Source organism: Burkholderia sp. RF7-non_BP4, from assembly GCF_001521935.1.
Taxonomy (GTDB): domain Bacteria; phylum Pseudomonadota; class Gammaproteobacteria; order Burkholderiales; family Burkholderiaceae; genus Burkholderia; species Burkholderia diffusa.
Map to the genome: position 1 here is coordinate 85,900 of NZ_LOTA01000087.1, position 22,845 is coordinate 108,744.

A 22,845-nucleotide genomic window follows, 5' to 3' on the forward strand; every position below is an offset into this window, starting at 1 on the left:
TATTTCGCGAAAACACTTGCGCAAGTGATGAGGGCTGGATATAATTTCTCTTCTTCGTTGGCCCGGTAGCTCAGTTGGTAGAGCAGCGGATTGAAAATCCGCGTGTCGATGGTTCGATTCCGTCCCAGGCCACCAGCAGTTCCAACCCCAAGAATCGGAAGGTTCTTGGGGTTTTTCGTTTGTGGTGGGTTTGCGCGGCATCGGCGGCGCGCCCGGCAGCATTCGCCGGGGCGTGATAAAATCCGTGCCCGCTCAATGACTTAGCGCATCGCTTCATGCGCACGGCAGGGCAGCCCGCAGGCGCCGCCGTGACGCGCGGCAACGATGCCGCGCGATGGGCGGTATAAGCGCGCCGCCGCGTTCGCGGCCGACCGCGCTGCCTATACTGGTCGAGCCGGCGCAGGCCGGCACGCGTCGGGCCGTCCGGCGGCAGCCGGCCCCGGGGCGCAGCGCGACGCGAGCCTACACATTCACGGAGTATCACGGTGATTCGGACAGACGCTAAAGACGGCGCGCTCGTGTTGTTTTCCGGCGGGCAGGACTCGGCCACGTGCGTGGCCTGGGCCCTGGAACGCTATCAGACGGTCGAGACGCTCGGCTTCGATTACGGCCAGCGCCATCGCGTCGAACTCGAATGTCGCGAAGGCGTGCGCGATGCGCTGAAGCACCGGTTTCCCGCATGGGCGGGCCGCCTCGGCGACGATCACATGATCGATCTGTCGGTGCTCGGCGCGATCAGCGATACGGCGATGACGCGCACGATCGAGATCGAGACTGCGGCGAACGGATTGCCGAACACGTTCGTGCCGGGCCGCAACCTGCTGTTCATGACGATCGCGGCCGCGATCGCCTATCGCCGCGGTCTGCGCGTGCTGGTCGGCGGGATGTGCGAGACCGATTTCTCGGGCTACCCGGACTGCCGCGACGACACGATGAAGGCGCTGCAGGTCGCGCTGAACCTCGGGATGGATACGCGCGTCGTGCTCGAAACTCCGCTGATGTGGCTGGACAAGGCGCAGACGTGGCAACTCGCCGAGCAACTCGGCGGCGAGGCACTAGTCGAGCTGATCCGCGTCGAGACGCACACGTGCTACGTGGGCGAGCGCGCGGAGCTGCACGACTGGGGTTTCGGCTGCGGCGAATGCCCGGCCTGCAAGCTGCGCAAGCGCGGCTACGAGGCCTACCTGAAGGGCGAGCGGGTGACCGAAGCACCGCTGTGACGCGGGTGCGGCGGCAGCGCCGGATGAATAACGGATTCTGATCGACAACGAGCGGCGCGAGCCGGACGAAGCACGATGACTTACGCGGTCAAGGAAATTTTCTACACGTTGCAGGGCGAGGGCGCGAACGCGGGCCGTCCGGCCGTGTTCTGCCGGTTCGCCGGCTGCAATCTGTGGTCGGGCCGCGAAGAGGATCGTGCGGACGCCGTGTGCCGTTTCTGCGATACGGACTTCGTCGGCACCGACGGCGAGAACGGCGGCAAGTTCAAGGACGCCGAAGCACTCGTCGCGACGATCGCCGGCCTGTGGCCGGACGGCGAAGCGCATCGCTTCGTCGTCTGCACGGGCGGCGAGCCGATGCTGCAGCTCGACCAGCCGCTCGTCGACGCGCTGCATGCGGCGGGCTTCGAGATCGCGATCGAGACCAACGGCTCGCTGCCGGTGCTCGAGACGATCGATTGGATCTGCGTGAGCCCGAAGGCCGACGCGCCGCTCGTCGTCACGAAGGGCAACGAACTGAAGGTCGTGATCCCGCAGGACAACCAGCGGCTTGCCGACTACGCGAAGCTCGATTTCGAGTATTTTCTCGTGCAGCCGATGGACGGCCCGTCACGCGATCTCAATACGAAGCTCGCGATCGACTGGTGCAAGCGGCATCCGCAGTGGCGGCTGTCGATGCAGACCCACAAATATCTGAACATTCCCTGAGCCACGGCTTTTGACATCGTGCTGATTACCCGAAAACTCGAATTCGACGCGGGCCACCGCATTCCCGATCACCGCAGCCAGTGCCGGAACCTGCACGGCCACCGCTACGTGCTCGAAGTCACGCTGCGCGGCGATCTCGTCGATACCGAGGGGGCGCCCGACCGCGGCATGGTGATGGATTTCGCCGACGTGAAGGCGCTCGCGGTCGAGCACCTCGTCAACAAGTGGGATCACGCGTTCCTGGTCTACGCGCGCGACGAAGTCGTGCGCTCGTTCCTCGAGCAGATGGCCGACCACAAGACCGTCGTGCTCGACCGGATCCCGACCGTCGAGAACCTCGCGGCGATCGCGTTCGACATCCTCGCGAACGTGTACGACGCGCACTACGGCGTGAACCTGCGCCTGGAACGCGTGCGCTTGTACGAAACGCCGAACTGCTGGGCCGACGTCGAACGCCAGCCCGGTCGCTGATCCTGCCGTTTCGGCAGCCTCGCCAACCGGCGCGGGCTGCCTGCCACCGCGCCGTGCGGCCTTGTCCGGCGCCGCTCTCCGCCTGTTCCCACATTCCGCGTAACGCCGCGCTATGATCGCTGCGTGGCACCGGAAAACGCATCCGTGCGCCAGCGCGCTGCCCGCGCTGTCAGATCGGCCGCCCACGGCCGACTGACGTTCCAGGGCCCCGTGTTGCGCCCGCTTCGCTTGTTGCTTGTCCCGTTCGATTGCCGTTCCGTCCCGGAGGCCGTATCGATGAGCACGCTCACCAATTCCCTCAAACAACGTCTGCATGACGGCGACGAGCCGCTGTACGGCCTGTGGCTGTCGCTCGGCTGCGAAACGGCCGCGGAAGCGCTCGCGCACGCCGGCTACGACTGGCTCTGCATCGACATGGAGCACGCGCCGAACGACAGCCGCGACGTCGCGTCGCAACTGCGCGCGCTGGCCGCCGCGCACCTGCCGAGCGAGCCCGTCGTGCGCGTGCCGGGGCGCGAGCCGTGGCTCGTGAAGCGCGCGCTCGACGCCGGCGCGCGCACGCTGATGTTCCCGTGCATCGAGACGCCCGACGAGGCCGCGCACGCAGTGCGGCTCACGCGCTTCCCGTCGCCGGATTCCCCCGACGGGCTGCGCGGCGTGGCCGGCATGGTGCGTGCGGCGGCGTTCGGCATGCGCCGCGATTACCTGCAGACGGCGAACGCGCAGGTCGCGGTGATCGTGCAGATCGAATCGGCGCGCGGTATCGATGAAGTCGAGCGGATCGCCGCGACGCCGGGCGTCGATTGCCTGTTCGTCGGCCCGGCCGATCTGGCGGCGAGCCTCGGGCATCTCGGCGACAGCCGCCACCCGGACGTCGAAACCGCGATGGCGCGCGTGCTCGCGGCCGGCAAGCAGGCCGGCGTCGCGGTCGGCATCTTCGCGAACGATACCGCGACCGCGCGCCAGTATCGCGAGGCCGGCTACCGGATGATCACGCTGTCGGCCGACGTGAGCTGGCTGCTGCGCGCGACGCGCCAGGCGCTGCAGGAGGTGCGGTCATGAACGGCGGCGACGGCGCGAGGCCCGGCAGCGCGCGGCGTACGGCCGGCGTATGCGCGCGGATCGGCACGATGCTCGGGCTGTGGGCCGTGTGCATCGCGGCGGTCGCGCAGAATGCGCCGCACGCGAAGCCGGACCCGGCGCGCGAGACGCAATCCGCGGTGGCCGACTACAACGCCGGCGACTATCGCGCGGCGCTGGTGCAGTTTCACGACGCGGCCGAACGCGGCGACCGGCTCGCGCAGTTCAACTACGCGATGATGCTGCTCACCGGCGTCGGCGTGACCGCGAACGTCGACGAAGGGCTGCGCTGGCTGAAGCGGGCGGCCGACGCGAACATGTCGCATGCGCAGTACGTGTACGGGCGGATGTTCGACGACGGCGAGTTCGTCGCGCGCAATCCGGCCGAAGCGCACCGCTGGTTCCTGCGTGCGGCGAAGCAGGGGCACGTGCAGGCCGAGCTGTCGCTGGCGAACCAGTTTCTCGACGGGCGCGGCACGCCGCGCGACAACCGGCAGGCGTTCGCGTGGTACAAGCAGGCAGCCGACGCGGGCGAGCCGACCGCGCAGTACGTGACCGCATCGTTCTACGAGCGCGGCGGCGACGGCGTCACGCAGAACCTGAACATCGCGCGCGCGTATTACGCGGCCGCGGCGGCGCAGGGCGACGAGACAGCCGGACTGAAATTCAAGGAGCTGAGCGCGCGCCTGAAGACGCCGGAGCCGGCATCGGGCGCCGGCGCGGACCACGGGAGCCCGCGCGCGCCGCCGCAGTGAGCGGGCGGCACGCACCGCATTCGACCTGCCCAAGGAAAAACGGCGCACGAGGCGCCGTTTTCTTTGCCGCAGACTGCTCTGCCGGCGGCCGCGTACCGTGCCGCGGCGTCAGCTCTTCATCAGCCGCCGCTGTCGCCCGACGCTCATGATCATCCCGATCGCGATGCCGAGCGTCGTGAGCGCGGTGCCGCCGTAGCTCATGAACGGCAAAGGCACGCCGACGACGGGCAGCACGCCGCTCACCATCCCGATGTTGACGAACGCATAGACGAAGAACGCGAGCGTGAGCGAGCCCGCGAGCAGCCGGCCGAACAGCGTCGCGCCCTGCGCGGCGATGTAGAGCCCGCGCGCGATCAGCGCCATGTAGAGCGTCAGCAGCACGAGGCCGCCTGCGAGCCCCCATTCCTCCGAGAACACCGCGAAGATGAAGTCGGTGTGTTTCTCCGGAATGAACTCGAGGTGGGCTTGCGTGCCCTTCAGATAGCCCTTGCCGAGCACGCCGCCCGAGCCGATCGCGATCACGGCCTGGATCGTGTGGAAGCCCTTGCCGAGCGGGTCGGAAGTCGGGTCGAGCAGCGTGCACACGCGGTGCTTCTGGTAGTCGTGCATCAGCGGCCACTGCACGTCGGGCTGGCAGATGCGCTCTTCGAACACGGCGATCGAGCCGACCGCGATCACGCCCGCGACGAGCACCGGCACGATCAGCTTGAACGACAGGCCGGCGAGGTAGATCACGAAGAAGCCGGCCGCGAACACGAGCAGGCCCGTGCCGAGGTCGGGCTGCTTGGCGATCAACCCGACCGGCACCATCAGGATCCCGAACGCGGCGACGAAGTCGTACCAGCGCAGCCCGCCTTCGCGGCGCTGGTAATACCACGCGAGCATCAGCGGTGTCGCGATCTTGAGGATTTCCGACGGCTGGATCACGACGCCGACGTTCAGCCAGCGCTTCGCGCCCTTCTTGGTCATCCCGAACAGCGCGACCGCGATCAGCAGCGCGACCCCGAACGAATACAGCGGGACCGCGAAGCGCATCAGCGTCGTCGGCGGAATGTTGGCGATCACCCACATCAGCACGAACGTCAGCAGGATGTTGCGCAATTGGTCCTCGACGCGGCCCGGCATGTCGATCGACGCGCTGTACAGCGTGACGATGCCGACGCACAGCAGCAGGAACACGATGAGGGCGAGCGGGCGGTCGAAGCCCGCGAACATCTGCTTGATCTTGTCGAGCCAGGCGCGCTTGTCGAATTGCATGCCTTTCTCCGTTAATGAGCGGTGCCGGCGTTCGCCGCTTTCGCGGCGGCCAGGGCACGGGAGTTGTCGTCGCGCGGCGCGGTGGCGAGCGGCTGCGCGTCGCTGGCGGGCCGGCGCGGCCGGTGCGGGCGCCGGATCGGCGGCAGGCTCGCGGGCATCGGCGCTGCCGCGCTCGCGACGGCCGGTTGCGCCACGCTTGCCCCGGCCGCACCCGATGCAGCGGGCGCCGACGCGGCCGATGCCGCATCCGCCGCGCTGGCCGCGGTCGGCACGACGGGCTGCGCAAGCGCCTTGAAGCCGGCCGCGACGGACACGGTCTTCGAGGCATCGCCGATCACCGGTGCGTTGATCGGCTCGGTCGCCGACGCAGCGGCGGCGACGGCGGCCGCCTCGTTCTCCGGTTTCTGGCGATCGACGAGGTAGAAATCGAGCACGCGGCGTGCGATCGGGCCCGCGGCCTGCGCGCCCCAACCGCCGTTCTCGACGACCAGCGCGATGGCGATCTGCGGATGGTCGACCGGCGCGTACGCGATGAACAGCGCGTGGTCGCGCAAGTGCTCGGCGAGCAGGTGGCCCTTGTAGTTCGAGCCCTGCAGCGAGAACACCTGCGCGGTGCCGGTCTTGCCGGCCGCGAGGTAGGGCGCGCCGCGGAACACCTTGTACGCGGTGCCGGACGGGTTCTCGATCACGTTCTCCATCCCGCGCTTCACGACGTCGATGTCGGCCTGCTTGAGCGGAATCGTTTCGCTTTCCTTCGGCACGGTCAGATGGCGCCCGCGCGTGATGGGATCTTCGACTTCCTTCACGAGGTGGGGCTTCATCACGACGCCGTTGTTCGCGAGCGTCGCGGTGGCGTGCGCGAGCTGCAGGATCGTGAACGAGTTGTAGCCCTGGCCGATCCCGAGGCTGATCGTCTCGCCGTCGAACCACTTCTGCTGCGCGGCCTTCTTGAACGCTTTCTTCTTCCAGTCGGTCGACGGCAGGATCCCGCGCGCTTCGCCCTGGATGTCGATGCCGGTGATCTGGCCGAAACCGAACGGCTTCATGAAGTTCGCGATCGCGTTCACGCCGAGGTCGCGCGCGAGCATGTAGAAGTAGGTGTCGTTCGACACCATGATCGCCTTGTTCATGTCGACCCAGCCCTGGCCCGAGCGCACGTCGTTGCGGAACGTGTGGCCGCCGAACGTGAAGTAGCCGGGATCCTGGAAGCCCCAGCCCGGCGAACGCTTGCCGAGCGTCAGGCCGGCCAGCGCCATGAACGGCTTGTACGTCGAGCCGGGCGGGTAGGTGCCGTGCAGCGGGCGGTTCAGGAGCGGCTTGTCGGTGGAGTTGTTCAGCTCGTCCCAGGTCTGCTGGTCGATGCCGTCGACGAACGAGTTCGGGTCGAAGCTCGGCGACGACACGAACGCGAGCACGTCCCCCGACTTCGGCTCGATCGCGACGAGCGCGCCGCGCTTGCCGGCAAACGCCTGCTCGGCGACCTGCTGCAGCCCGATGTCGAGCGACAGCACGAGGTTGTTGCCGGGCGTCGCCTGCGTGCGCGACAGCGTGCGCACGGGCCGGCCGCCGGCCGTCACCTCGACTTCCTCGAAGCCCGTGAGGCCATGCAGCTCGGTTTCGTAGCTCTGCTCGACGCCGATCTTGCCGATGTAGTCGGTGCCCTTGTAGTTGTTCGCGTCGCGACGCGGATCGTAGTGTTCCTGGTCGCTGTCGTTGTCGTCGCTGATCGCGTCGATGCGATCCTGGTCGCGCTTCGAGATGCGGCCGATGTAGCCGATCACGTGCGCGGCCGTCGTGCCGAGCGGGTATTGGCGGAACAGGCGCGCGCGCACGTCGACGCCGGGGAAGCGGAAGCGCTGCGCGGTGAAGCGCGCGACTTCCGCGTCGGTGAGGCGCGTGCGGATCGGCAGGCTCTCGAAGTTCTTCGAGTCTTCCTGCAGCTTCTTGAAGCGGCGGCGGTCGCGCGCGTCGATCGGGATGATCGCGGACAGCTTGTCGATCGTGTTGTCGAGCGTGTCGTCGAGCTTCGACGGCGTGATCTCGAGCGTGTATGCCGAATAGTTCTTCGCGAGGACCACGCCGTTGCGATCGGTGATGATCCCGCGGTTCGGCACGATCGGCGCGACCGAAATGCGGTTTTCCTCGGCCTGCAGCGCGTATTTGCCGTGCTGCATCAACTGCAGGTAGAAGAAGCGGCTCGCGAGCAGCCCGAAGCAGACGAACACGAACACGCCCGCCGCCGCGACGCGCAGGCGGAACTTCGAGAGCTGCTGTTGGGTGTCGTTGAATTCGGTCATGCGGTTACGATCGGTCTGGCCCGTGCACGGCGAGCGCGCGCGGGCGAGGCGCCGCCCCGGAGCGCGGCGCGCGGGCGTGGGGGCGGCGGGTATTCAAGGTCGGTCCGGCTCAGATGGGGCGCGTATCGTCCGGGTCGACCGGGCGGCGTTGCGGCATCAGCAGCAGGTGGCTCGCGATCGGCCACAGCGCGGCCTCGACGAAGCCGTCCACCAGATAGCGCCAGCCGGGAAACGCGGCGCCCATCACGAGGCGGATCACGAACGGCACCAGCTGCGCGACGACGAGCAGCGGCGTGACGTACAGCACCTGTACGCCGATCGGCATCCACAGCACGCGGCGGTGGATCGTGATCGCGCCGTACGACAGCAGCGTATAGGCAAGCGCGTGCTCGCCGAGCAGCCCCGCGTCATGCACGTCCATCAGGATGCCGAGCGCGAACGCGACGCCCATCCCGACCTTGCGCGGCTGGTGGATGTTCCAGAACAGCAGCACGAGCGCGACGAAATCGGGCACGCCGGGCAGGCGGCCCCACGGCATCAGGTTCAGCAGGAACGCGGCGGCGAGGCTGAAGACGATGAAGTACGGGTTGACCGGCTGCAGGATGTATTGCGGGCGGTTCATCGCTGGGCTCCTGATTGCCCGGCCGCGGGCTTCGCGGGCGCGACGGCGGGCTTGGCCGGAGCGACGGGTGCCGACGGCGCGGGTTTCGCGCCGGGCGCGGCCGCGGCGGCCGCCTTCGCGTTCGCGTCGGCCTTTTCGGCCTTGTCGCCCTTCGCGGCGGCCTTGGCGCCCTTCTTGCCCTTCGCGTTCTTCTCGGCGGCCGGATCGGGCTCGGCCGGGCGCGGCGGGACGTCGTTCTGGTAGTGCAGCACCAGCATCTGGCGCGCGCCGCGCACGGCGGCGACCGGCGCGCAGGTCACGCGCGCGAACGCGGTATCGGCGAGCTTGTCGACGCGCACGACCTTCGCGACCGGCAGGCCCGGCGGGTACACGCCGTCGAGGCCGCTCGTGACGAGTTCGTCGCCGGCGACGAGGTCCGAGCTCGTCGGCACGAAGCGCAGGTCGAGCGAGTCGCCCTTCGGCGTGCCGTAGATCACGCTGCGCAGGCCGGTGCGCAGCACCTGCACGGGAATCGCGAGATCGCGGTCGGTGATCAGCGTGACTTCGGCCTGCAGCGGGAACACGCGCGTGATCTGGCCGATCACGCCGTCCTCGCTGACGACCGGCGCGCCGTTCTGGATGCCCTGCTGCGAACCTTGTCCGATCACGATCTTCTGTGTGAACGGGTCGCTGGTGTCGTACTGGATTTCGACGGGCGTCGATTGCGTCGCGATGTGCTGGCGCAGCTCGAGCACCGCGCGCAGGTGCATGTTTTCCTGCGTGAGCACCGCGGCCTGGTTGGCCTGCGTGGACAATTGCAGGTTGCGCTTGCGCAGCGCGTCGTTCTCGTGGCGCAGCGATGAACCCGTGACGGCGATGTCGGCCGCGCCCATGAACAGGTCACGCGGCACGAGCGCCGCGCGCTGCAGCGGGTACAGCACGGTGCCGAGCACGCCGCGGACGATTTCGAGCGTGCTGAAGCGCGCGTCCGACACGAGGAGCGCGATGGCGAGGGCGACGAAGAAGATGAGCCGCGCGAGCGCGGGCGGACCTTGCTTGAAGAGGGGCGGCGGACTGTATTCCATGGTCGGCGCCGGGCGCGTGTGATCGGTTAAATAATGCTCAGACGCGCAAACGGCGCGGCGGTTCGTTCTGAACGAGCGATCCGGCCACGCCGCGGGTGCGTCATATCAAGCGGGACTGCTTAGGCGATCACTCGTACGAGAAGATGCTGCCCAGCTTGTCCATGCGCTCGAGCGCCATGCCCGAACCGCGTACGACGCAGGTGAGCGGATCTTCGGCGACGAGCACCGGCAGGCCGGTTTCTTCCGCGAGCAGGCGATCGAGGTCGCGCAGCAGCGCGCCGCCGCCCGTCAGCATCATCCCGCGCTCGGCGATGTCGGCGCCGAGCTCCGGCGGCGTCTGCTCGAGGGCGATCTTCACCGACGACACGATCTGGTTCAGCGGATCGGTCAGCGCTTCGAGGATTTCGTTGCTGGAGATCGTGAAGCTGCGCGGAATGCCTTCCGACAGGTTGCGGCCCTTCACTTCCATTTCCTTGACTTCGGAGCCCGGGAACGCGGAGCCGATTTCCTTCTTGATCGCCTCGGCGGTCTGTTCGCCGATCAGCATCCCGTAGTTGCGGCGGATGTAGTTGACGATCGCCTCGTCGAACTTGTCGCCGCCGACGCGCACCGAGCCTTTATAGACGATGCCGCCGAGCGAGATCACGCCGACTTCCGTCGTGCCGCCGCCGATGTCGACGACCATCGAGCCCGTGGCTTCCGACACCGGCAGGCCCGCGCCGATCGCGGCCGCCATCGGCTCCTCGATCAGGTAGACCTGCGACGCGCCGGCGCCATGCGCCGCTTCCTTGATCGCGCGACGCTCGACCTGGGTCGAGCCGCACGGCACGCAGATGATGATGCGCGGCGACGGCGAGAACATGCGCGACTCGTGCGCCGTCTTGATGAACTGCTTGATCATCTGCTCGGTGACGGTGAAGTCGGCGATCACGCCGTCCTTCATCGGGCGGATCGCCTCGATGTTGCCCGGCACCTTGCCGAGCATCTGCTTGGCTTCCTTGCCGACCGCCTGGATCGTCTTCTTGCCGTTGGGGCCGCCTTCCTGACGAATCGACACGACGGACGGCTCATCGAGCACGATGCCCTTGCCGCGCATGTAGATCAGGGTGTTTGCGGTGCCGAGGTCGATCGCCAGATCGTTGGAGAAGTAGCTGCGCAAAAAACCGAACATTCAGAATCCTGTTTCGCTCTGGGCCGGCCCTGCATAGCGAACGCTGAGGGCGGCAGCGGAAAAAATAACAGCCTCGGGAAGCGTGGCGGAAGCGGCCGCCGCGGCGCACGAAGCTGCGAGTGATGTCTACCGGGGATCGCACGAAGCACGCACGGCTTGCCGAAGCGGGGCGAAACGGTGCGGGAAAAGGCTGCCGGGTTTGGGTCGAACGCGTAATGATACCTTATAATTTCACGGTATTTGAATCGAAACGGACGGTATTTTTGCCGCTTCGGCCCCGATTTTTGAGGGTGGGATCGCACCCTCCAACCCCCCGCCGCAGCGCGGTTTTCGATGCGCTGCGCAGCCTTGTTTTTCCGGTGATCGCATGGCCCTGACCCTGACCGATGTGAAACGCATCGCGCACCTGGCGCGACTCGAAATGGCCGACGCCGACGCCGAGCATACGCTCGGCCAGCTCAATGAATTCTTCGGCCTCGTCGAGCAGATGCAGGCGGTCGACACCGCCGGCATCGCGCCGCTCGCCCACCCGATCGAACAGATCCAGGAAGTCGCGCAGCGCCTGCGCGACGACGCCGTGACGGAAGTCGTCAATCGCGACGACAACCAGCGTCCGGCGCCGGCCGTCCAGGACGGCCTCTATCTCGTGCCGAAGGTGATCGAGTAAGCATTCGATGACAAGCGCGCCGCCTTCGCGCCGCGCGCCACCCAGAATTCCCAGGAAAACCACTCAATGCACGCAAAAAGCCTGACCGAACTGCGCGCCGCGCTCGCCGCCAAGGAATGCTCGGCCGTCGAGCTCGCGCAGCTCTACCTGAAACGGATCGACGCGGCACGCGACCTGAACGCGTTCGTCCATGTCGACGCCGACCTCACCCTCGCGCAGGCGAAGGCCGCCGACGCCGAACTCGCGCGCGGCGCGGGCGGCGCGCTGACCGGCCTGCCGATCGCGCACAAGGACGTGTTCGTCACGCGCGGCTGGCGCTCGACCGCCGGCTCGAAGATGCTCGCGAACTACGAGAGCCCGTTCGACGCGACCGTCGTCGCCCGCCTGCAGGCGGCCGGCATGGTCACGCTCGGCAAGACCAACATGGACGAGTTCGCGATGGGCTCGTCCAACGAAAATTCGGCGTTCGGCGCCGTGAAGAACCCGTGGGACACGAACGCCGTGCCGGGCGGCAGCTCGGGCGGCAGCTCGGCGGCCGTCGCCGCGCGTCTCGCGCCGGCCGCGACCGGCACCGACACCGGCGGCTCGATCCGCCAGCCCGCGTCGTTCGCGGGCGTGACGGGCATCAAGCCGACCTACGGCCGCGTGTCGCGCTACGGGATGATCGCGTTCGCGTCGTCGCTCGACCAGGGCGGCCCGATGGCGCAAAGCGCGTCCGACTGCGCGCTGCTGCTGAACGCGATGGCCGGCTTCGACGAGCGCGACTCGACGAGCCTCGAGCGCGACGACGAAGATTTCACGCGCCACATCGGCCAGCCGTGGACGCCGGGCAACGATGCGGGCAAGCCGCTCGCGGGCCTGCGCATCGGCCTGCCGAACGAATATTTCGGCGACGGCCTCGCCGACGACGTGCGCGCGTCGATCGACGCGGCGCTCAAGCAGTACGAGGCGCTCGGCGCGACGCTCGTGCCGGTGTCGCTGCCGAAGACGGAACTGTCGATCCCCGTGTATTACGTGATCGCGCCGGCCGAGGCGTCGTCGAACCTGTCGCGTTTCGACGGCGTGCGCTTCGGCCACCGCGCCGCGCAGTACGGCGATCTGCTCGACATGTACAAGAAGTCGCGCGCGGAAGGCTTCGGCCCCGAGGTGAAGCGCCGTATTCTCGTCGGCACCTACGTGCTGTCGCACGGCTACTACGACGCGTACTACCTGCAGGCGCAGAAGATCCGCCGCATCATCGCGAACGATTTCCAGGAAGCGTTCAAGTCCTGCGACGTGATCATGGGCCCGGCGTCGCCGACGGTCGCATGGGATCTCGGCGCGAAGGGCGACGATCCGGTGCAGATGTATCTCGCGGATATCTACACGCTGTCGGTGAGCCTCGCAGGCCTCCCCGGCATGAGCGTGCCGTGCGGCTTCGGCGCCGGCGCGAACGCGAAGCGCCCGGTCGGTCTGCAGATCATCGGCAACTATTTCAACGAAGCCCGGATGCTGCAGGTCGCCGACGCGTTCCAGCGCGCGACCGACTGGCACAAGCAAGTTCCGGCGGGGGTGTAAGCATATGACTCAATGGGAAGTCGTCATCGGTCTCGAGACGCACGCGCAACTGTCGACCGTCTCGAAGATTTTCTCCGGCGCGTCGACGCAGTTCGGCGCCGAGCCGAACACGCAGGCCTGCCCGGTCGACCTGGCGCTGCCGGGCGTGCTGCCGGTGCTGAACCGCGGCGCGGTCGAACGCGCGATCCGCTTCGGCCTCGCGATCGGTTCGACCATCGCGCCGCGCAGCATCTTCGCGCGCAAGAATTATTTCTACCCCGATCTGCCGAAGGGCTATCAGATCAGCCAGTACGAGATTCCGGTCGTGCAGGGCGGCCAGATCACGATCCAGGTGCCCGCCAACGAAAAGGCCGGCAAGGAAGCGTACGAGAAGACGGTCAACCTGACCCGCGCGCACCTCGAGGAAGACGCGGGCAAGTCGCTGCATGAAGACTTCGCCGGGATGACGGGGATCGACCTGAACCGCGCGGGCACGCCGCTGCTCGAGATCGTCACCGAGCCGGAAATGCGCAGCGCGGCCGAGGCCGTGGCCTACGCGAAGGCGCTGCACGCGCTCGTCGTGTGGCTCGGCATCTGCGACGGCAACATGCAGGAAGGCTCGTTCCGCTGCGACGCGAACGTGTCGGTGCGGCCGGTCGGCCAGGAGAAGTTCGGCACGCGCGCCGAGATCAAGAACCTGAACTCGTTCCGGTTCCTCGAGGAAGCGATCAACTACGAAGTGCGCCGCCAGATCGAGCTGATCGAGGACGGCGGCGAGGTCGTGCAGGAAACGCGCCTCTACGATCCGGACAAGCGCGAGACGCGTTCGATGCGCAGCAAGGAAGACGCGCACGACTACCGCTACTTCCCCGACCCCGACCTGATGCCGCTCGTGATCGGCCGCGACTGGGTCGAGCGCGTGCAGGCCGGGATGCCCGAGCTGCCGGCCGCGATGCAGCAGCGTTTCGTCGAGCAGTACGGCGTGTCCGCGTACGACGCGGGCGTGCTGACGTCGAGCAAGGCGATGGCCGCGTACTTCGAGGCCGTGGTCGCGAAGGCCGGTGCGGCGAACGCGAAGATCGCCGCGAACTGGCTGATGGGCGACGTGTCGTCGCAGCTGAACCGCGACGGCATCGAGATCGACGCGATTCCCGTCTCGGCCGCGCAGCTCGCGCTGGTGCTGCAGCGCATCGCCGACGGCACGATCTCGAACAAGATCGCGAAGGAAATCTTCGCGACGATCTGGGACGAGAAGGCGACCGACGAAGGCGCGGCCGACCGCATCATCGACGCGAAGGGCCTGAAGCAGATCTCCGACACCGGCGCGCTGGAAGCGATCATCGACGAGGTGCTGGCGGCGAACGCGAAGTCGGTCGAGGAGTTCCGCGCCGGCAAGGAAAAGGCGTTCAACGCGCTGATCGGCCAGGCGATGAAGGCGACCAAGGGCAAGGCCAATCCGCAGCAGGTCAACGAGTTGCTGAAGAAGAAGCTCGGCTGAGCATGGCCGCGCGCCTGAACCGCGCCTGACGACGGGCCGCCGCCGAACCTGTTCGGGGCGGCCCGTCGTTTTGGTGCATGCGGTATCGTGTGCGCGTGTGCGTCGCACCGTCCAACGGAGGAACGAATGGCGAAACAACCGTCGCTCGACGATTTCCGCGTGCCGTACAGCACGCGCGAGAAGGAAGCCGCCGCATTCACGCTCGATGCGTTCGATCCGGCCGCGAAGCCGTTCTCGTCGGGGTCGAAGGATGCCGACCGCGAACGGCTGTCGGCCGTGTCGACCGAGCTCGACGTACAGCAGGAGCGCCTGCACACGCAGCAGAAGAAGCGTGTGCTGCTCGTGCTGCAGGGGATGGATACCAGCGGCAAGGACGGCACCGTGCGCGCGGTGTTCCGCGAGGTCGACCCGCTCGGCCTGCGCGTCGTGTCGTTCAAGGCGCCGACGCCGATCGAGGCCGTGCACGACTTCCTGTGGCGCGTGCATCTGCAGGCGCCGGCCGCGGGCGAACTCGCGATCTTCAACCGCAGCCACTACGAAGACGTGCTCGTGCCGCGCGTGCTCGACGCGATCGACAGCAAGGAATGCGAGCGCCGCTACCGGCAGATCCGCGATTTCGAGACGATGCTGTTCGAGAACGGCACGACGATCATCAAGTGCTTCCTGCACATCTCGAAGGACGAGCAGCGCGAGCGGCTGCAGGCGCGCATCGACGATCCGACCAAGCACTGGAAGTTCGACATCGCCGATCTCGACGCGCGCAAGCACTGGGACGCGTACCAGTCGGCGTACCGCGACGCGCTCGCCGCGACGTCGGCCGAGCATGCGCCGTGGTACGTGATCCCGGCGAACTCGAAGACCCATCGCAACGTGATGATCGCCGAGCTGCTGCTGCGCACGATGACCGACATGAAGCTCGAATTCCCGCCGCCGAAGCCGGAACTCGAGGGCGTGAAGATCCGCTAGGCTGCGATCCTGTAACAACATCGAACTGAACTGAACAACGGAACCCGACATGATGCGAGTGATTACCGCCAACCTGAACGGCATCCGCTCCGCCGCGAAGAAGGGCTTCTTCGAATGGCTCGGCGAACAGAACGCCGATTGCGTGTGCGTGCAGGAAATCAAGGTATCGGCCGACGACCTGCCGGCCGAATTCGTCGAGCCGCACGGCTTCAGGAGCTACTTCCACCACGCCGAGAAAAAGGGCTACAGCGGCGCGGGCGTGTACAGCCGCCACGAGCCCGATGACGTGATCATCGGCTTCGGCAGCAGCGAATTCGACGCCGAGGGGCGCTACGTCGAGGCGCGCTACGGCAAGCTGTCGGTCGTGTCGGTGTACGTGCCGTCCGGCTCGAGCGGCGAAGAGCGGCAGCAGGCGAAGTACCGCTTCATGGACGAGTTCATGCCGCACCTCGCCGAGCTGAAGAAGAAGCGCGAGGTGATCCTGTGCGGCGACGTGAACATCGTGCACAAGGAAATCGACATCAAGAACTGGAAGAGCAACCAGAAGAACTCGGGCTGCCTGCCGGAAGAGCGGGCGTGGCTCACGCAGTTGTTCGACGATGTCGGCTACGTCGACGTGTTCCGCACGCTCGACCCGCGCCCCGAGCAGTACACGTGGTGGAGCAACCGCGGCCAGGCGTACGCGAAGAACGTCGGGTGGCGGATCGATTACCAGATCGCGACGCCGGGCGTGGCCGGCACCGCGAAGCGCACGTCGATCTTCAAGGACATCAAGTTCAGCGATCACGCGCCGCTGACGGTGGATTACGACTACAAGAAGTGAGCGTCGGCGCGGCGCGACGCCGCGCGCGTCGCCGTCGAGCCGTCCGGTCGCCGGATGCGAAAACGGGCCGCATGTCGAACATGCGGCCCGTTTCGTCTGGCGCGTTGCTTACTGCTTGATCGACGCCATGTCGATCACGAACCGGTACTTCACGTCGCTCTTCAGCATCCGCTCGTAAGCGGCATTGATCTGCTGCATCGGAATCGTTTCGATATCCGACGTGATGCCGTGCTCCGCGCAGAAGTCGAGCATTTCCTGCGTCTCCGCGATCCCGCCGATCAGCGAACCCGCGAGGCGGCGGCGCTTGAAGATCAGGTTGAACACCTGCGGCGACGGATGGTCGTGCTCCGGCGCGCCGACGAGCGTCATCGTGCCGTCGCGCTTCAGCAGGTGCAGGAACGGGTTCAGGTCGTGCTGTGCGGCGACCGTGTTCAGGATGAAGTCGAAGCTGTTCAGGTGCGCGTTCATCTGCGCCTCGTCCTTCGAGATCACCACTTCATGCGCGCCGACGCGCTTGCCGTCCTCGACCTTCGACGGCGACGTCGTGAACAGCACGACGTGCGCGCCCATCGCGCGCGCGAGCTTCACGCCCATGTGGCCAAGCCCGCCGAGGCCGACGATCCCGACCTTCTTGCCGGGGCCGACGTTCCACTGGCGCAGCGGCGAATAGGTCGTGATCCCCGCGCACAGCAGCGGCGCGGCGCCGGCCGGGTCGAGCGTCTCGGGCACGCGCAGCACGAATGCCTCGTCGACCACGAGTTGCGTCGAATAGCCGCCGTACGTGACGTCGCCGGTCACGCGGTCCTGGCCGTTGTACGTGCCGACGAAGCCGTTTTCGCAATACTGCTCGAGGCCTTCCGCGCAGCTCGGGCAGGTGCGGCACGAGTCGACGAGACAGCCGACGCCGACCAGCTCGCCGACCTTGAAGCGCGATACCTGCGGGCCGGTCGCGGTCACGCGGCCGACGATTTCATGGCCCGGCACGACCGGGTAGATCGTGTTGCGCCATTCGTTGCGGGCCTGGTGCAGGTCCGAGTGGCAGACGCCGCAGTAGAGCACCTCGATCTGGACGTCGAGGTCGCGCAGCGCGCGGCGCTGGAATTCGAACGGGGCGAGCGGCGACTGCGCGTCGGTCGCCGCGTAAGCGTAGGTTGTGCTCATGCAGGGGCTCCTTGTCCGGGAAAACGTCCGGCGAATCAGACTGCCGCCGCATCATGTGGCGACGCGGCGAGACAGGTGCCCATCGTAAGGAGCGAGCCGCGTCGGCGAAATACACGAAGGTCTCGAAGATTTGCCTATTCCTCTCGAATTACACGCGAACGGCCGTCAAAATGCTTTCACGGTGCTACATTGCAAGCCTGATTCTCTTGCCGGACAGGACGACGCCGATGAGCTTCCAGCCCCTTTTCGACGACGCGGGCGACCGTGTGCGGCGCCGCATGATCGAGCTGCATGCGCGCCTCGCGCCGAACGACGGCGATACGCAGGCGGCGCTCGACGGCGTGCGCTTCTTTCGCGTGAGCCGCCCCGTGCCGCGCATGCCGGTGCTGTACGAGCCGAGCATCATCGTCGTGTGCCAGGGCCGCAAGCTCGGCTATCTCGGCGACCGCTCGTTCGTCTACGACGCGCAGCAGTATCTCGTGCTGTCGGTGCCGCTGCCGTTCGAATGCGAGACCTTCGCGAGCATGGACGAGCCGTTTCTCGCGATCTCGATCCGCGTCGATCTCGCGGTGATCGCCGAGCTCGCGATCCTCCTCGACGAGACGCTCGGTGCGGCGGTCAGCGAGCCGCACGGCGTCTATTCGACGCCGCTCGATGCGCCGCTCGCCGACGCGGTGGTGCGGCTGCTCGAAGCGCTCGCGTCGCCGCACGACACGCGCGTGCTCGGGCCGGCGATCATGCGCGAGATCGCGTACCGCGTGCTGACGGGCGCGCAGGGCGACGCGATTCGCGCGGCGCTCGTCCAGCAACATCATTTCGGCCGCATCGCGAAGGCGCTGCGGCGCATTCATGCGGACCTGAAGGCCGATCTCGACGTCGAGACGCTCGCGCGCGAGGCCGGGATGAGCCTCGCGGTGTTCCACGCGCAGTTCAAGCACGTGACGGCGACGTCGCCGATGCAGTACGTGAAGGCCGCGCGCCTGCATCAGGCGCGGTTGATGATGGTGCAGGACGGCCTCGGGGCCGGTGCCGCCGCGGCGCGGGTCGGCTATGCGAGCGCGTCGCAGTTCAGCCGCGAGTTCAAGCGGCTGTTCGGCCGCAGCCCCGGAGACGACGTGCGCTGGATGCGCGAAAGCGGCACCAGGCCCGTCGAGTCGGAAGTCGGCGCGTAGCGCCAGGGCTCATGTGCCGGCGATGCGCGGCAGGGAAACTGCCGGATGCCGCGCTCAGCGCCGCACGATCTTGCGCCGCTGCGCGCTGATGCCCGCGTAGTCGGGCAGCGTGTCGACCCGTTTGCCGACTGCCTTCGCATACAGCGGCATCAGGTCCGGTAGGCGGTTCAGCAGGTCCTGCCGCCGCGTGGCGCTGTACGGGTGCGTGTAGATGAAGCCCGACGTCCTGTTCGCGCGCGTCGCCGCCGCGAGCTTGTCCCACAGCGTGATCGCCGCGCGCGGATCGAAGCCCGCGCGGGCGGCAATGTCGCCGCCGATCACGTCGGCTTCGGTTTCGTCGGTCGGGTCGTAGCGCAGCGTCTGCAGACGCGCGCCGAGATTCAGCGCCTGCGGCAGCGGATCGCCGACGCCGAACAGCGGCGGCAGCGAGGCCGCGCGCAGCGACGTTTGCGACGTCGTGCTGAAATTGCTGCGTGCGTGTTCGCGCAGCGCATGCGCGATGCCGTGCGCGAGCAGCACGCCGAACTCGTCGTCGTTCAGGCGGACGCGATCGAGCAGTCCGCCGTACACGAGCACCTTGCCGCCCGGCAGGCACGTGACGCGGATGTCGCGCGAGCGGATCGCGTTGACGTCCCATGTCCAGGTCTTCACGCGATCGTTCCACTTCACCGAATACGGCGCGAGCTTCGTGACGATCGCGCGCAGCCGCTTCACGCGCGGCTGGTTCGCGGGCAGCAGGCGGTCGCTGTCGGCGGCAGCCTGCACGATCTGCGCGTATTCGCTCGCGGTGAGTTGTTCGAGCAGCGGCGACGGGATCAGCGTGCGGAACGCGATCGCGTTGCCGTAGCGCACCTGCTGCGACGTCGGGGCATAGGCCTTCGCGGGCACGGCGGCGCCGGTCGGCTGCGCGGCTTCGGCGGCGGATTGCGCACCGGCAGCGGCGGGCGTGGCGGGTGTGGACGGTGCAGCCGGCGCGGTGGCGGGCGCGGCCGCACTCGTGTCGGCTGCCTGTGCGCTTCCCGCCGCGCTGCACGCCGCGATGCCGACGCTCAGCGCGGCGGCGACGCGTGCCGCGCGATGCAGTCGATCATTGCGCACGGCTGGCCTCGCCGTTGCGCGCGGTGCCGTTCCACGGCGCGATCTTGAACAGCAGCAGCATGCCGGGGATCGCGAGCGCGGTGCACACGATGAAGTAGTCGAACCAGCCGATCTTCGCGACGATGAAGCCGCTCGCGGCCGATGCGAGCGTGCGCGGCACGGACGCGAGGCTCGTGAACAGCGCGAACTGCGTGGCCGTGTAGCGCGGGTCGGTCGTGCTCGCGATATACGCGACGAACGCGGCCATCGTCAGGCCGGTGGTGAACGTTTCGGCGGCGTAGACGAGCGCGAGCGCGACCGTCATCGGGCTCAGATGCGGCGTGACCTCGAAGCCGAAGATCGACAGGAACGACGCGAGCGCGTGACTTGCCGCGACCGTGAAGTCGTAAATCACCGCGAGCACCGGCGAGCCGGGGCCGACCTGTGCGAGCCACGCGAAGCCGAGCGTCGACACCATCTGCAGCGCGCCGAAGATCCACAGCCCGCGGCCGATGCCGATCTTCACGAGCCAGATGCCGCCGATGATGCCGCCGGCGACGCTCGCGACGAGCGCGGTGGTTTTCGCGACGATGCCGATTTCGGTGCGCGAGAAGCCGATGTCGAGGAAGAACGACGTCGACAGCGTGGTCGCCATCGTGTCGCCGATCTTGAACAGGAAGATGAACGCGATGACGAGCAGCGCGCCGCTCCAGCCGTCGCGCTGGATGAATTCGCGGAACGGCAGCACGATCGCGTCGCGCAGGTTGCGCGGCGGCGCGCCGACCACCTCGGGCTCGCGCACGAGCAGCGTCATCAGGATGCCCGGCAGCATGAATGCGCCGGTGATCGCGAACACGACGTCCCACGGCATGTGGTCGGACAGGATCAGCGCCAGCGAGCCGGGGATCAGCGCGGCGAGCTTGTACGCGTTCACGTGCACGGCGTTGCCGAGGCCCTGCTCGGTGTCGCGCAGCAGTTCGCGGCGATACGCGTCGATCACGATGTCGGAGCTTGCGCCGAAGAACGCGACGAGCGTCGTGAGCGCAGCGACCGTCCAGATCGAGTCGCGCGGCGACACGAAGCCGAGCGCGGCGATCGCGCCGGCGACCAGCACCTGCGTGAGCAGCATCCAGCCGCGCCGGCGGCCGGGCCGCCAGCCGGGCAGGCGCGGGATGAAGCGGTCCATCAGCGGCGCCCACAGGAACTTCCACGTATACGGGAACTGGATCAGCGCGAACAGGCCGATTTCCTTCAGGTTCACGCCTTCGGAGCGCAGCCATGCCTGCACGAGGTAGACGAGCGTGAACAGGGGCAGCCCCGACGTGAAGCCGAGGAACACGCAGATCAGCATGTGCGTGTTCAGATAGGCGCGCCAGCCGGGATGATCCTCGTGAGCAGTGAGTGCGGGCGCCTCGTGTGGCGTTTTGGACATGGACGGAAACCGGGTAGCGTTGACTTGATTGCGGCGGCAGCGCAGGCGGCGCGGGCGGCGCAGGAGGGGCGGCCGCACGCGGGTGCGGGCCGGATCATCCGTCAACGGCTCCCCGGCTCAGCTGCGCTTGACGCGGTAGACAGCAAGACTACCACGCCAGTTCGCTCCCCATCGAATCGGCTGGCCTTCGTGCAGCACGATGCGGTCGAGGATCGTGACGCCGACTTCGGGCGCGAGCGCCTCGAAATCCTTGATCGTCAGCACCCGGACGTTCGGCGTGTTGTGCCACTGGTAAGGCAGCGACTTCGACACCGGCATCCGGCCGCGCAGCACCGACAGCCGGTGCGCCCAGTAGCCGAAATTCGGGAACGACACGATGCATTCGCGTCCGACACGCGCGGTTTCGCGCAGGATCGCGGCCGTCTGGTGGATCGTCTGCAGCGTTTGCGACAGGATCGCGAAATCGAAGCTGTGATCCTCGAACAGGCGCAGGCCGTCCTCGAGGTTCTGCTGGATCACGTTGATCCCGTTCTTCGCGCTCGCGAGCACGCCCGCGTCGTTCAGTTCGATCCCGTAGCCGGACACGTCCAGTTCCTCGGACAGCAGCGACAGCAGCGAGCCGTCGCCGCAGCCGAGATCGAGCACGGTCGCGCGCGGTTCGACCCAGCGGGCGATCGCACGGAAGTCCGCGCGTGCGGACAGGGAGTTCAGCGCTTGCTGGTTCATGCACCCACCTCGTTGGCGATTCGTTCGTAATACGCGCGGAGCAGGTTGTGGTAGCGCGCGTCGTCGAGCAGGAACGCGTCGTGGCCGTGCGGCGCGTCGATCTCCGCGTAGCTGACCGTGCGCTTGTTGTCGAGCAGCGCCTTCACGATCTCGCGCGACCGCGCGGGCGCGAAGCGCCAGTCGGTCGAGAAGCTCGCGATCAGGTACTTCGCCTGCGTGTGCGCGAGCGCGGCCGTCAGGTTGCCGTCGAACGCCTTCGCCGGGTCGAAGTAGTCGAGCGCGCGCGTGATCAGCAGATAGGTGTTCGCGTCGAAGTAGTCGGCGAACTTGTCGCCCTGGTAGCGCAGGTACGACTCGACCTCGAATTCGACGTCGAAGCTGAAGTTGTACGCGTCGAGCGCGCCGTCCGCGCGGCGCAGCGCACGGCCGAATTTCTCGGCCATGTCGTCGTCGGAAAGATACGTGATGTGGCCGATCATCCGCGCGACGCGCAGGCCCCGCTTCGGCTTCACGCCGTGCGCGTAGTAGTCGCCGCCGTGGAAGTCGGGATCGGACAGGATCGCCGAGCGCGCGACCTCGTTGAACGCGATGTTCTGCGCGGACAGCTTCGGCGTCGATGCGATGTCGATACAGTGGGCGACGCGGTCCGGATACATCAGGCTCCATGCGAGCGCCTGCATCCCGCCGAGGCTGCCGCCCATCACGGCGGCGAAGCGCTCGATGCCGAACGCGTCGGCGACGCGCGCCTGCGCATGCACCCAGTCCTCGACGGTGACGACCGGAAAGCGCGCGCCATACGGCTTGCCGGACGACGGATCGATGCTCATCGGGCCGGTCGAGCCGAAGCACGAGCCGAGGTTGTTCACGCCGATCACGAAGAAGCGGTTGGTGTCGAGCGGCTTGCCCGGGCCGACCATGTTGTCCCACCAGCCGGTGCTGCGCGGGTCGTCCGCATAGATGCCGGCGACGTGGTGCGACGCGTTGAGCGCGTGGCAGACGAGCACCGCGTTCGAGCGCGCGGCGTTGAGCTCGCCGTACGTCTCGACGACGAGCTGATAGTTGCCGATCACGCTGCCGCTTTGCAAGCGCAGCGGTTCGGCGAAGTGCATGGTCTGTGGAGCGACGATGCCGATCGATTCCAT

General features: G+C 67.5%; 21 protein-coding genes and 1 tRNA gene. 12 read left to right on the forward strand and 10 right to left on the reverse strand.

The genetic code is table 11. From position 1 onward, the window contains the following. Window positions 1-59 precede the first annotated feature (59 nt). The 6 genes from WS49_RS26670 (at window position 60) to WS49_RS26695 (ending at window position 4,234) form a co-directional block, all read left to right on the forward strand. Window positions 60-135: transfer RNA gene (locus tag WS49_RS26670), tRNA-Phe, on the forward strand. A 350-nt stretch (window positions 136-485) separates the two neighbouring features. Further along, window positions 486-1,220, forward strand: a complete 735-nt coding sequence (gene queC, locus WS49_RS26675; RefSeq protein ID WP_059534927.1) for a 7-cyano-7-deazaguanine synthase QueC — start codon at window positions 486-488, stop codon at window positions 1,218-1,220. 75 nt (window positions 1,221-1,295) lie between these two features. Then, a complete protein-coding gene (gene queE, locus WS49_RS26680) occupies window positions 1,296-1,928 on the forward strand; it encodes a 7-carboxy-7-deazaguanine synthase (protein WP_059468636.1) in 633 nt (210 codons plus the stop codon). An 18-nt stretch (window positions 1,929-1,946) separates the two neighbouring features. Beyond that, window positions 1,947-2,399: a 6-carboxytetrahydropterin synthase QueD gene (queD, locus tag WS49_RS26685; RefSeq protein WP_044847357.1), complete on the forward strand. Its 453-nt coding sequence runs from the start codon at window positions 1,947-1,949 to the stop codon at window positions 2,397-2,399. A gap of 276 nt (window positions 2,400-2,675) precedes the next feature. Beyond that, window positions 2,676-3,461: an HpcH/HpaI aldolase family protein gene (locus WS49_RS26690; protein ID WP_059534929.1), complete on the forward strand. Its 786-nt coding sequence runs from the start codon at window positions 2,676-2,678 to the stop codon at window positions 3,459-3,461. After that, the gene (locus WS49_RS26695) at window positions 3,458-4,234 is read left to right on the forward strand and encodes a tetratricopeptide repeat protein (protein WP_059534931.1); all 777 of its coding nucleotides are present in this window, start codon (window positions 3,458-3,460) and stop codon (window positions 4,232-4,234) included. Before WS49_RS26690 ends, WS49_RS26695 begins: the two co-directional genes overlap by 4 nt. A 108-nt stretch (window positions 4,235-4,342) precedes the next feature. Here WS49_RS26695 and rodA read toward each other — a convergent pair whose 3' ends face one another. From rodA to WS49_RS26720, 5 genes are all read right to left on the reverse strand, one after another. After that, window positions 4,343-5,491 (reverse strand): rod shape-determining protein RodA, encoded by a 1,149-nt coding sequence (gene rodA / locus WS49_RS26700; protein WP_059534933.1) that lies wholly within the window; start codon window positions 5,489-5,491, stop codon window positions 4,343-4,345. An 11-nt stretch (window positions 5,492-5,502) separates the two neighbouring features. Then, on the reverse strand, window positions 5,503-7,788 hold the full coding sequence (gene mrdA / locus WS49_RS26705; RefSeq protein ID WP_059534935.1) for a penicillin-binding protein 2: 2,286 nt from the start codon (window positions 7,786-7,788) through the stop codon (window positions 5,503-5,505). A gap of 109 nt (window positions 7,789-7,897) precedes the next feature. Next, entirely contained in the window at window positions 7,898-8,410 is a 513-nt protein-coding gene (gene mreD / locus WS49_RS26710) for a rod shape-determining protein MreD (protein ID WP_009687274.1), read from the reverse strand. Further along, window positions 8,407-9,474 carry a rod shape-determining protein MreC gene (mreC, locus tag WS49_RS26715; protein WP_059534937.1) on the reverse strand — a complete coding sequence of 356 codons (1,068 nt, stop codon included), beginning with the start codon at window positions 9,472-9,474 and terminating at the stop codon, window positions 8,407-8,409. Before mreC ends, mreD begins: the two co-directional genes overlap by 4 nt. 127 nt (window positions 9,475-9,601) lie before the next feature. Then, entirely contained in the window at window positions 9,602-10,645 is a 1,044-nt protein-coding gene (locus tag WS49_RS26720; protein ID WP_004189550.1) for a rod shape-determining protein, read from the reverse strand. Between the two features lie 367 nt (window positions 10,646-11,012). On the opposite strand from WS49_RS26720, the gene gatC reads away from it, so the two are divergent. The 5 genes from gatC to WS49_RS26745 all read left to right on the forward strand — a co-directional run bounded on the left by gatC (window position 11,013) and on the right by WS49_RS26745 (window position 16,135). Beyond that, on the forward strand, window positions 11,013-11,312 hold the full coding sequence (gatC, locus tag WS49_RS26725) for an Asp-tRNA(Asn)/Glu-tRNA(Gln) amidotransferase subunit GatC (RefSeq protein WP_006407213.1): 300 nt from the start codon (window positions 11,013-11,015) through the stop codon (window positions 11,310-11,312). A 66-nt stretch (window positions 11,313-11,378) separates the two neighbouring features. Beyond that, window positions 11,379-12,869, forward strand: a complete 1,491-nt coding sequence (gene gatA / locus WS49_RS26730) for an Asp-tRNA(Asn)/Glu-tRNA(Gln) amidotransferase subunit GatA (protein ID WP_059534939.1) — start codon at window positions 11,379-11,381, stop codon at window positions 12,867-12,869. A 4-nt stretch (window positions 12,870-12,873) separates the two neighbouring features. Then, window positions 12,874-14,346: an Asp-tRNA(Asn)/Glu-tRNA(Gln) amidotransferase subunit GatB gene (gene gatB, locus WS49_RS26735; RefSeq protein ID WP_059534941.1), complete on the forward strand. Its 1,473-nt coding sequence runs from the start codon at window positions 12,874-12,876 to the stop codon at window positions 14,344-14,346. Between the two features lie 126 nt (window positions 14,347-14,472). Then, complete coding sequence (locus WS49_RS26740) at window positions 14,473-15,312, forward strand: polyphosphate kinase 2 family protein (RefSeq protein ID WP_059534943.1); 840 nt, start codon at window positions 14,473-14,475, stop codon at window positions 15,310-15,312. Between the two features lie 49 nt (window positions 15,313-15,361). Then, the gene (locus tag WS49_RS26745; protein WP_059534945.1) at window positions 15,362-16,135 is read left to right on the forward strand and encodes an exodeoxyribonuclease III; all 774 of its coding nucleotides are present in this window, start codon (window positions 15,362-15,364) and stop codon (window positions 16,133-16,135) included. 108 nt (window positions 16,136-16,243) lie between these two features. On the opposite strand, the gene WS49_RS26750 is transcribed toward WS49_RS26745, so the two are convergent. Next, window positions 16,244-17,296 (reverse strand): NAD(P)-dependent alcohol dehydrogenase, encoded by a 1,053-nt coding sequence (locus tag WS49_RS26750; RefSeq protein ID WP_059534948.1) that lies wholly within the window; start codon window positions 17,294-17,296, stop codon window positions 16,244-16,246. A 227-nt stretch (window positions 17,297-17,523) separates the two neighbouring features. Between WS49_RS26750 and WS49_RS26755 the strand changes: the two genes are divergently transcribed. Then, on the forward strand, window positions 17,524-18,468 hold the full coding sequence (locus WS49_RS26755; protein WP_059534954.1) for an AraC family transcriptional regulator: 945 nt from the start codon (window positions 17,524-17,526) through the stop codon (window positions 18,466-18,468). Between the two features lie 54 nt (window positions 18,469-18,522). Here the strand turns inward: WS49_RS26755 and WS49_RS26760 are convergent, their stop codons facing one another. From WS49_RS26760 to metX, 4 genes are all read right to left on the reverse strand, one after another. Then, complete coding sequence (locus WS49_RS26760; protein WP_059534955.1) at window positions 18,523-19,566, reverse strand: M48 family metallopeptidase; 1,044 nt, start codon at window positions 19,564-19,566, stop codon at window positions 18,523-18,525. Then, window positions 19,556-20,977: an AmpG family muropeptide MFS transporter gene (locus tag WS49_RS26765; protein WP_059534957.1), complete on the reverse strand. Its 1,422-nt coding sequence runs from the start codon at window positions 20,975-20,977 to the stop codon at window positions 19,556-19,558. The genes WS49_RS26760 and WS49_RS26765 overlap by 11 nt, the downstream gene beginning before the upstream one ends. Before the next feature lie 117 nt (window positions 20,978-21,094). After that, on the reverse strand, window positions 21,095-21,703 hold the full coding sequence (metW, locus tag WS49_RS26770; RefSeq protein ID WP_044847830.1) for a methionine biosynthesis protein MetW: 609 nt from the start codon (window positions 21,701-21,703) through the stop codon (window positions 21,095-21,097). Then, window positions 21,700-22,845, reverse strand: a complete 1,146-nt coding sequence (metX, locus tag WS49_RS26775) for a homoserine O-succinyltransferase MetX (RefSeq protein WP_059534960.1) — start codon at window positions 22,843-22,845, stop codon at window positions 21,700-21,702. The genes metW and metX overlap by 4 nt, the downstream gene beginning before the upstream one ends.

Coding starts and splice junctions, on each gene's coding strand:
- queE (WP_059468636.1), top strand. CDS start 1,296: ATGACTTACGCGGTCAAGGAAATTTTCTACACGTTGCAGGGCGAGGGC.
- WS49_RS26690 (WP_059534929.1), top strand. CDS start 2,676: ATGAGCACGCTCACCAATTCCCTCAAACAACGTCTGCATGACGGCGAC.
- WS49_RS26695 (WP_059534931.1), top strand. CDS start 3,458: ATGAACGGCGGCGACGGCGCGAGGCCCGGCAGCGCGCGGCGTACGGCC.
- rodA (WP_059534933.1), bottom strand. CDS start 5,491: ATGCAATTCGACAAGCGCGCCTGGCTCGACAAGATCAAGCAGATGTTC.
- mrdA (WP_059534935.1), bottom strand. CDS start 7,788: ATGACCGAATTCAACGACACCCAACAGCAGCTCTCGAAGTTCCGCCTG.
- mreD (WP_009687274.1), bottom strand. CDS start 8,410: ATGAACCGCCCGCAATACATCCTGCAGCCGGTCAACCCGTACTTCATC.
- mreC (WP_059534937.1), bottom strand. CDS start 9,474: ATGGAATACAGTCCGCCGCCCCTCTTCAAGCAAGGTCCGCCCGCGCTC.
- WS49_RS26720 (WP_004189550.1), bottom strand. CDS start 10,645: ATGTTCGGTTTTTTGCGCAGCTACTTCTCCAACGATCTGGCGATCGAC.
- gatC (WP_006407213.1), top strand. CDS start 11,013: ATGGCCCTGACCCTGACCGATGTGAAACGCATCGCGCACCTGGCGCGA.
- gatA (WP_059534939.1), top strand. CDS start 11,379: ATGCACGCAAAAAGCCTGACCGAACTGCGCGCCGCGCTCGCCGCCAAG.
- gatB (WP_059534941.1), top strand. CDS start 12,874: ATGACTCAATGGGAAGTCGTCATCGGTCTCGAGACGCACGCGCAACTG.
- WS49_RS26740 (WP_059534943.1), top strand. CDS start 14,473: ATGGCGAAACAACCGTCGCTCGACGATTTCCGCGTGCCGTACAGCACG.
- WS49_RS26745 (WP_059534945.1), top strand. CDS start 15,362: ATGATGCGAGTGATTACCGCCAACCTGAACGGCATCCGCTCCGCCGCG.
- WS49_RS26750 (WP_059534948.1), bottom strand. CDS start 17,296: ATGAGCACAACCTACGCTTACGCGGCGACCGACGCGCAGTCGCCGCTC.
- WS49_RS26755 (WP_059534954.1), top strand. CDS start 17,524: ATGAGCTTCCAGCCCCTTTTCGACGACGCGGGCGACCGTGTGCGGCGC.
- WS49_RS26765 (WP_059534957.1), bottom strand. CDS start 20,977: ATGTCCAAAACGCCACACGAGGCGCCCGCACTCACTGCTCACGAGGAT.
- metW (WP_044847830.1), bottom strand. CDS start 21,703: ATGAACCAGCAAGCGCTGAACTCCCTGTCCGCACGCGCGGACTTCCGT.
- metX (WP_059534960.1), bottom strand. CDS start 22,845: ATGGAATCGATCGGCATCGTCGCTCCACAGACCATGCACTTCGCCGAA.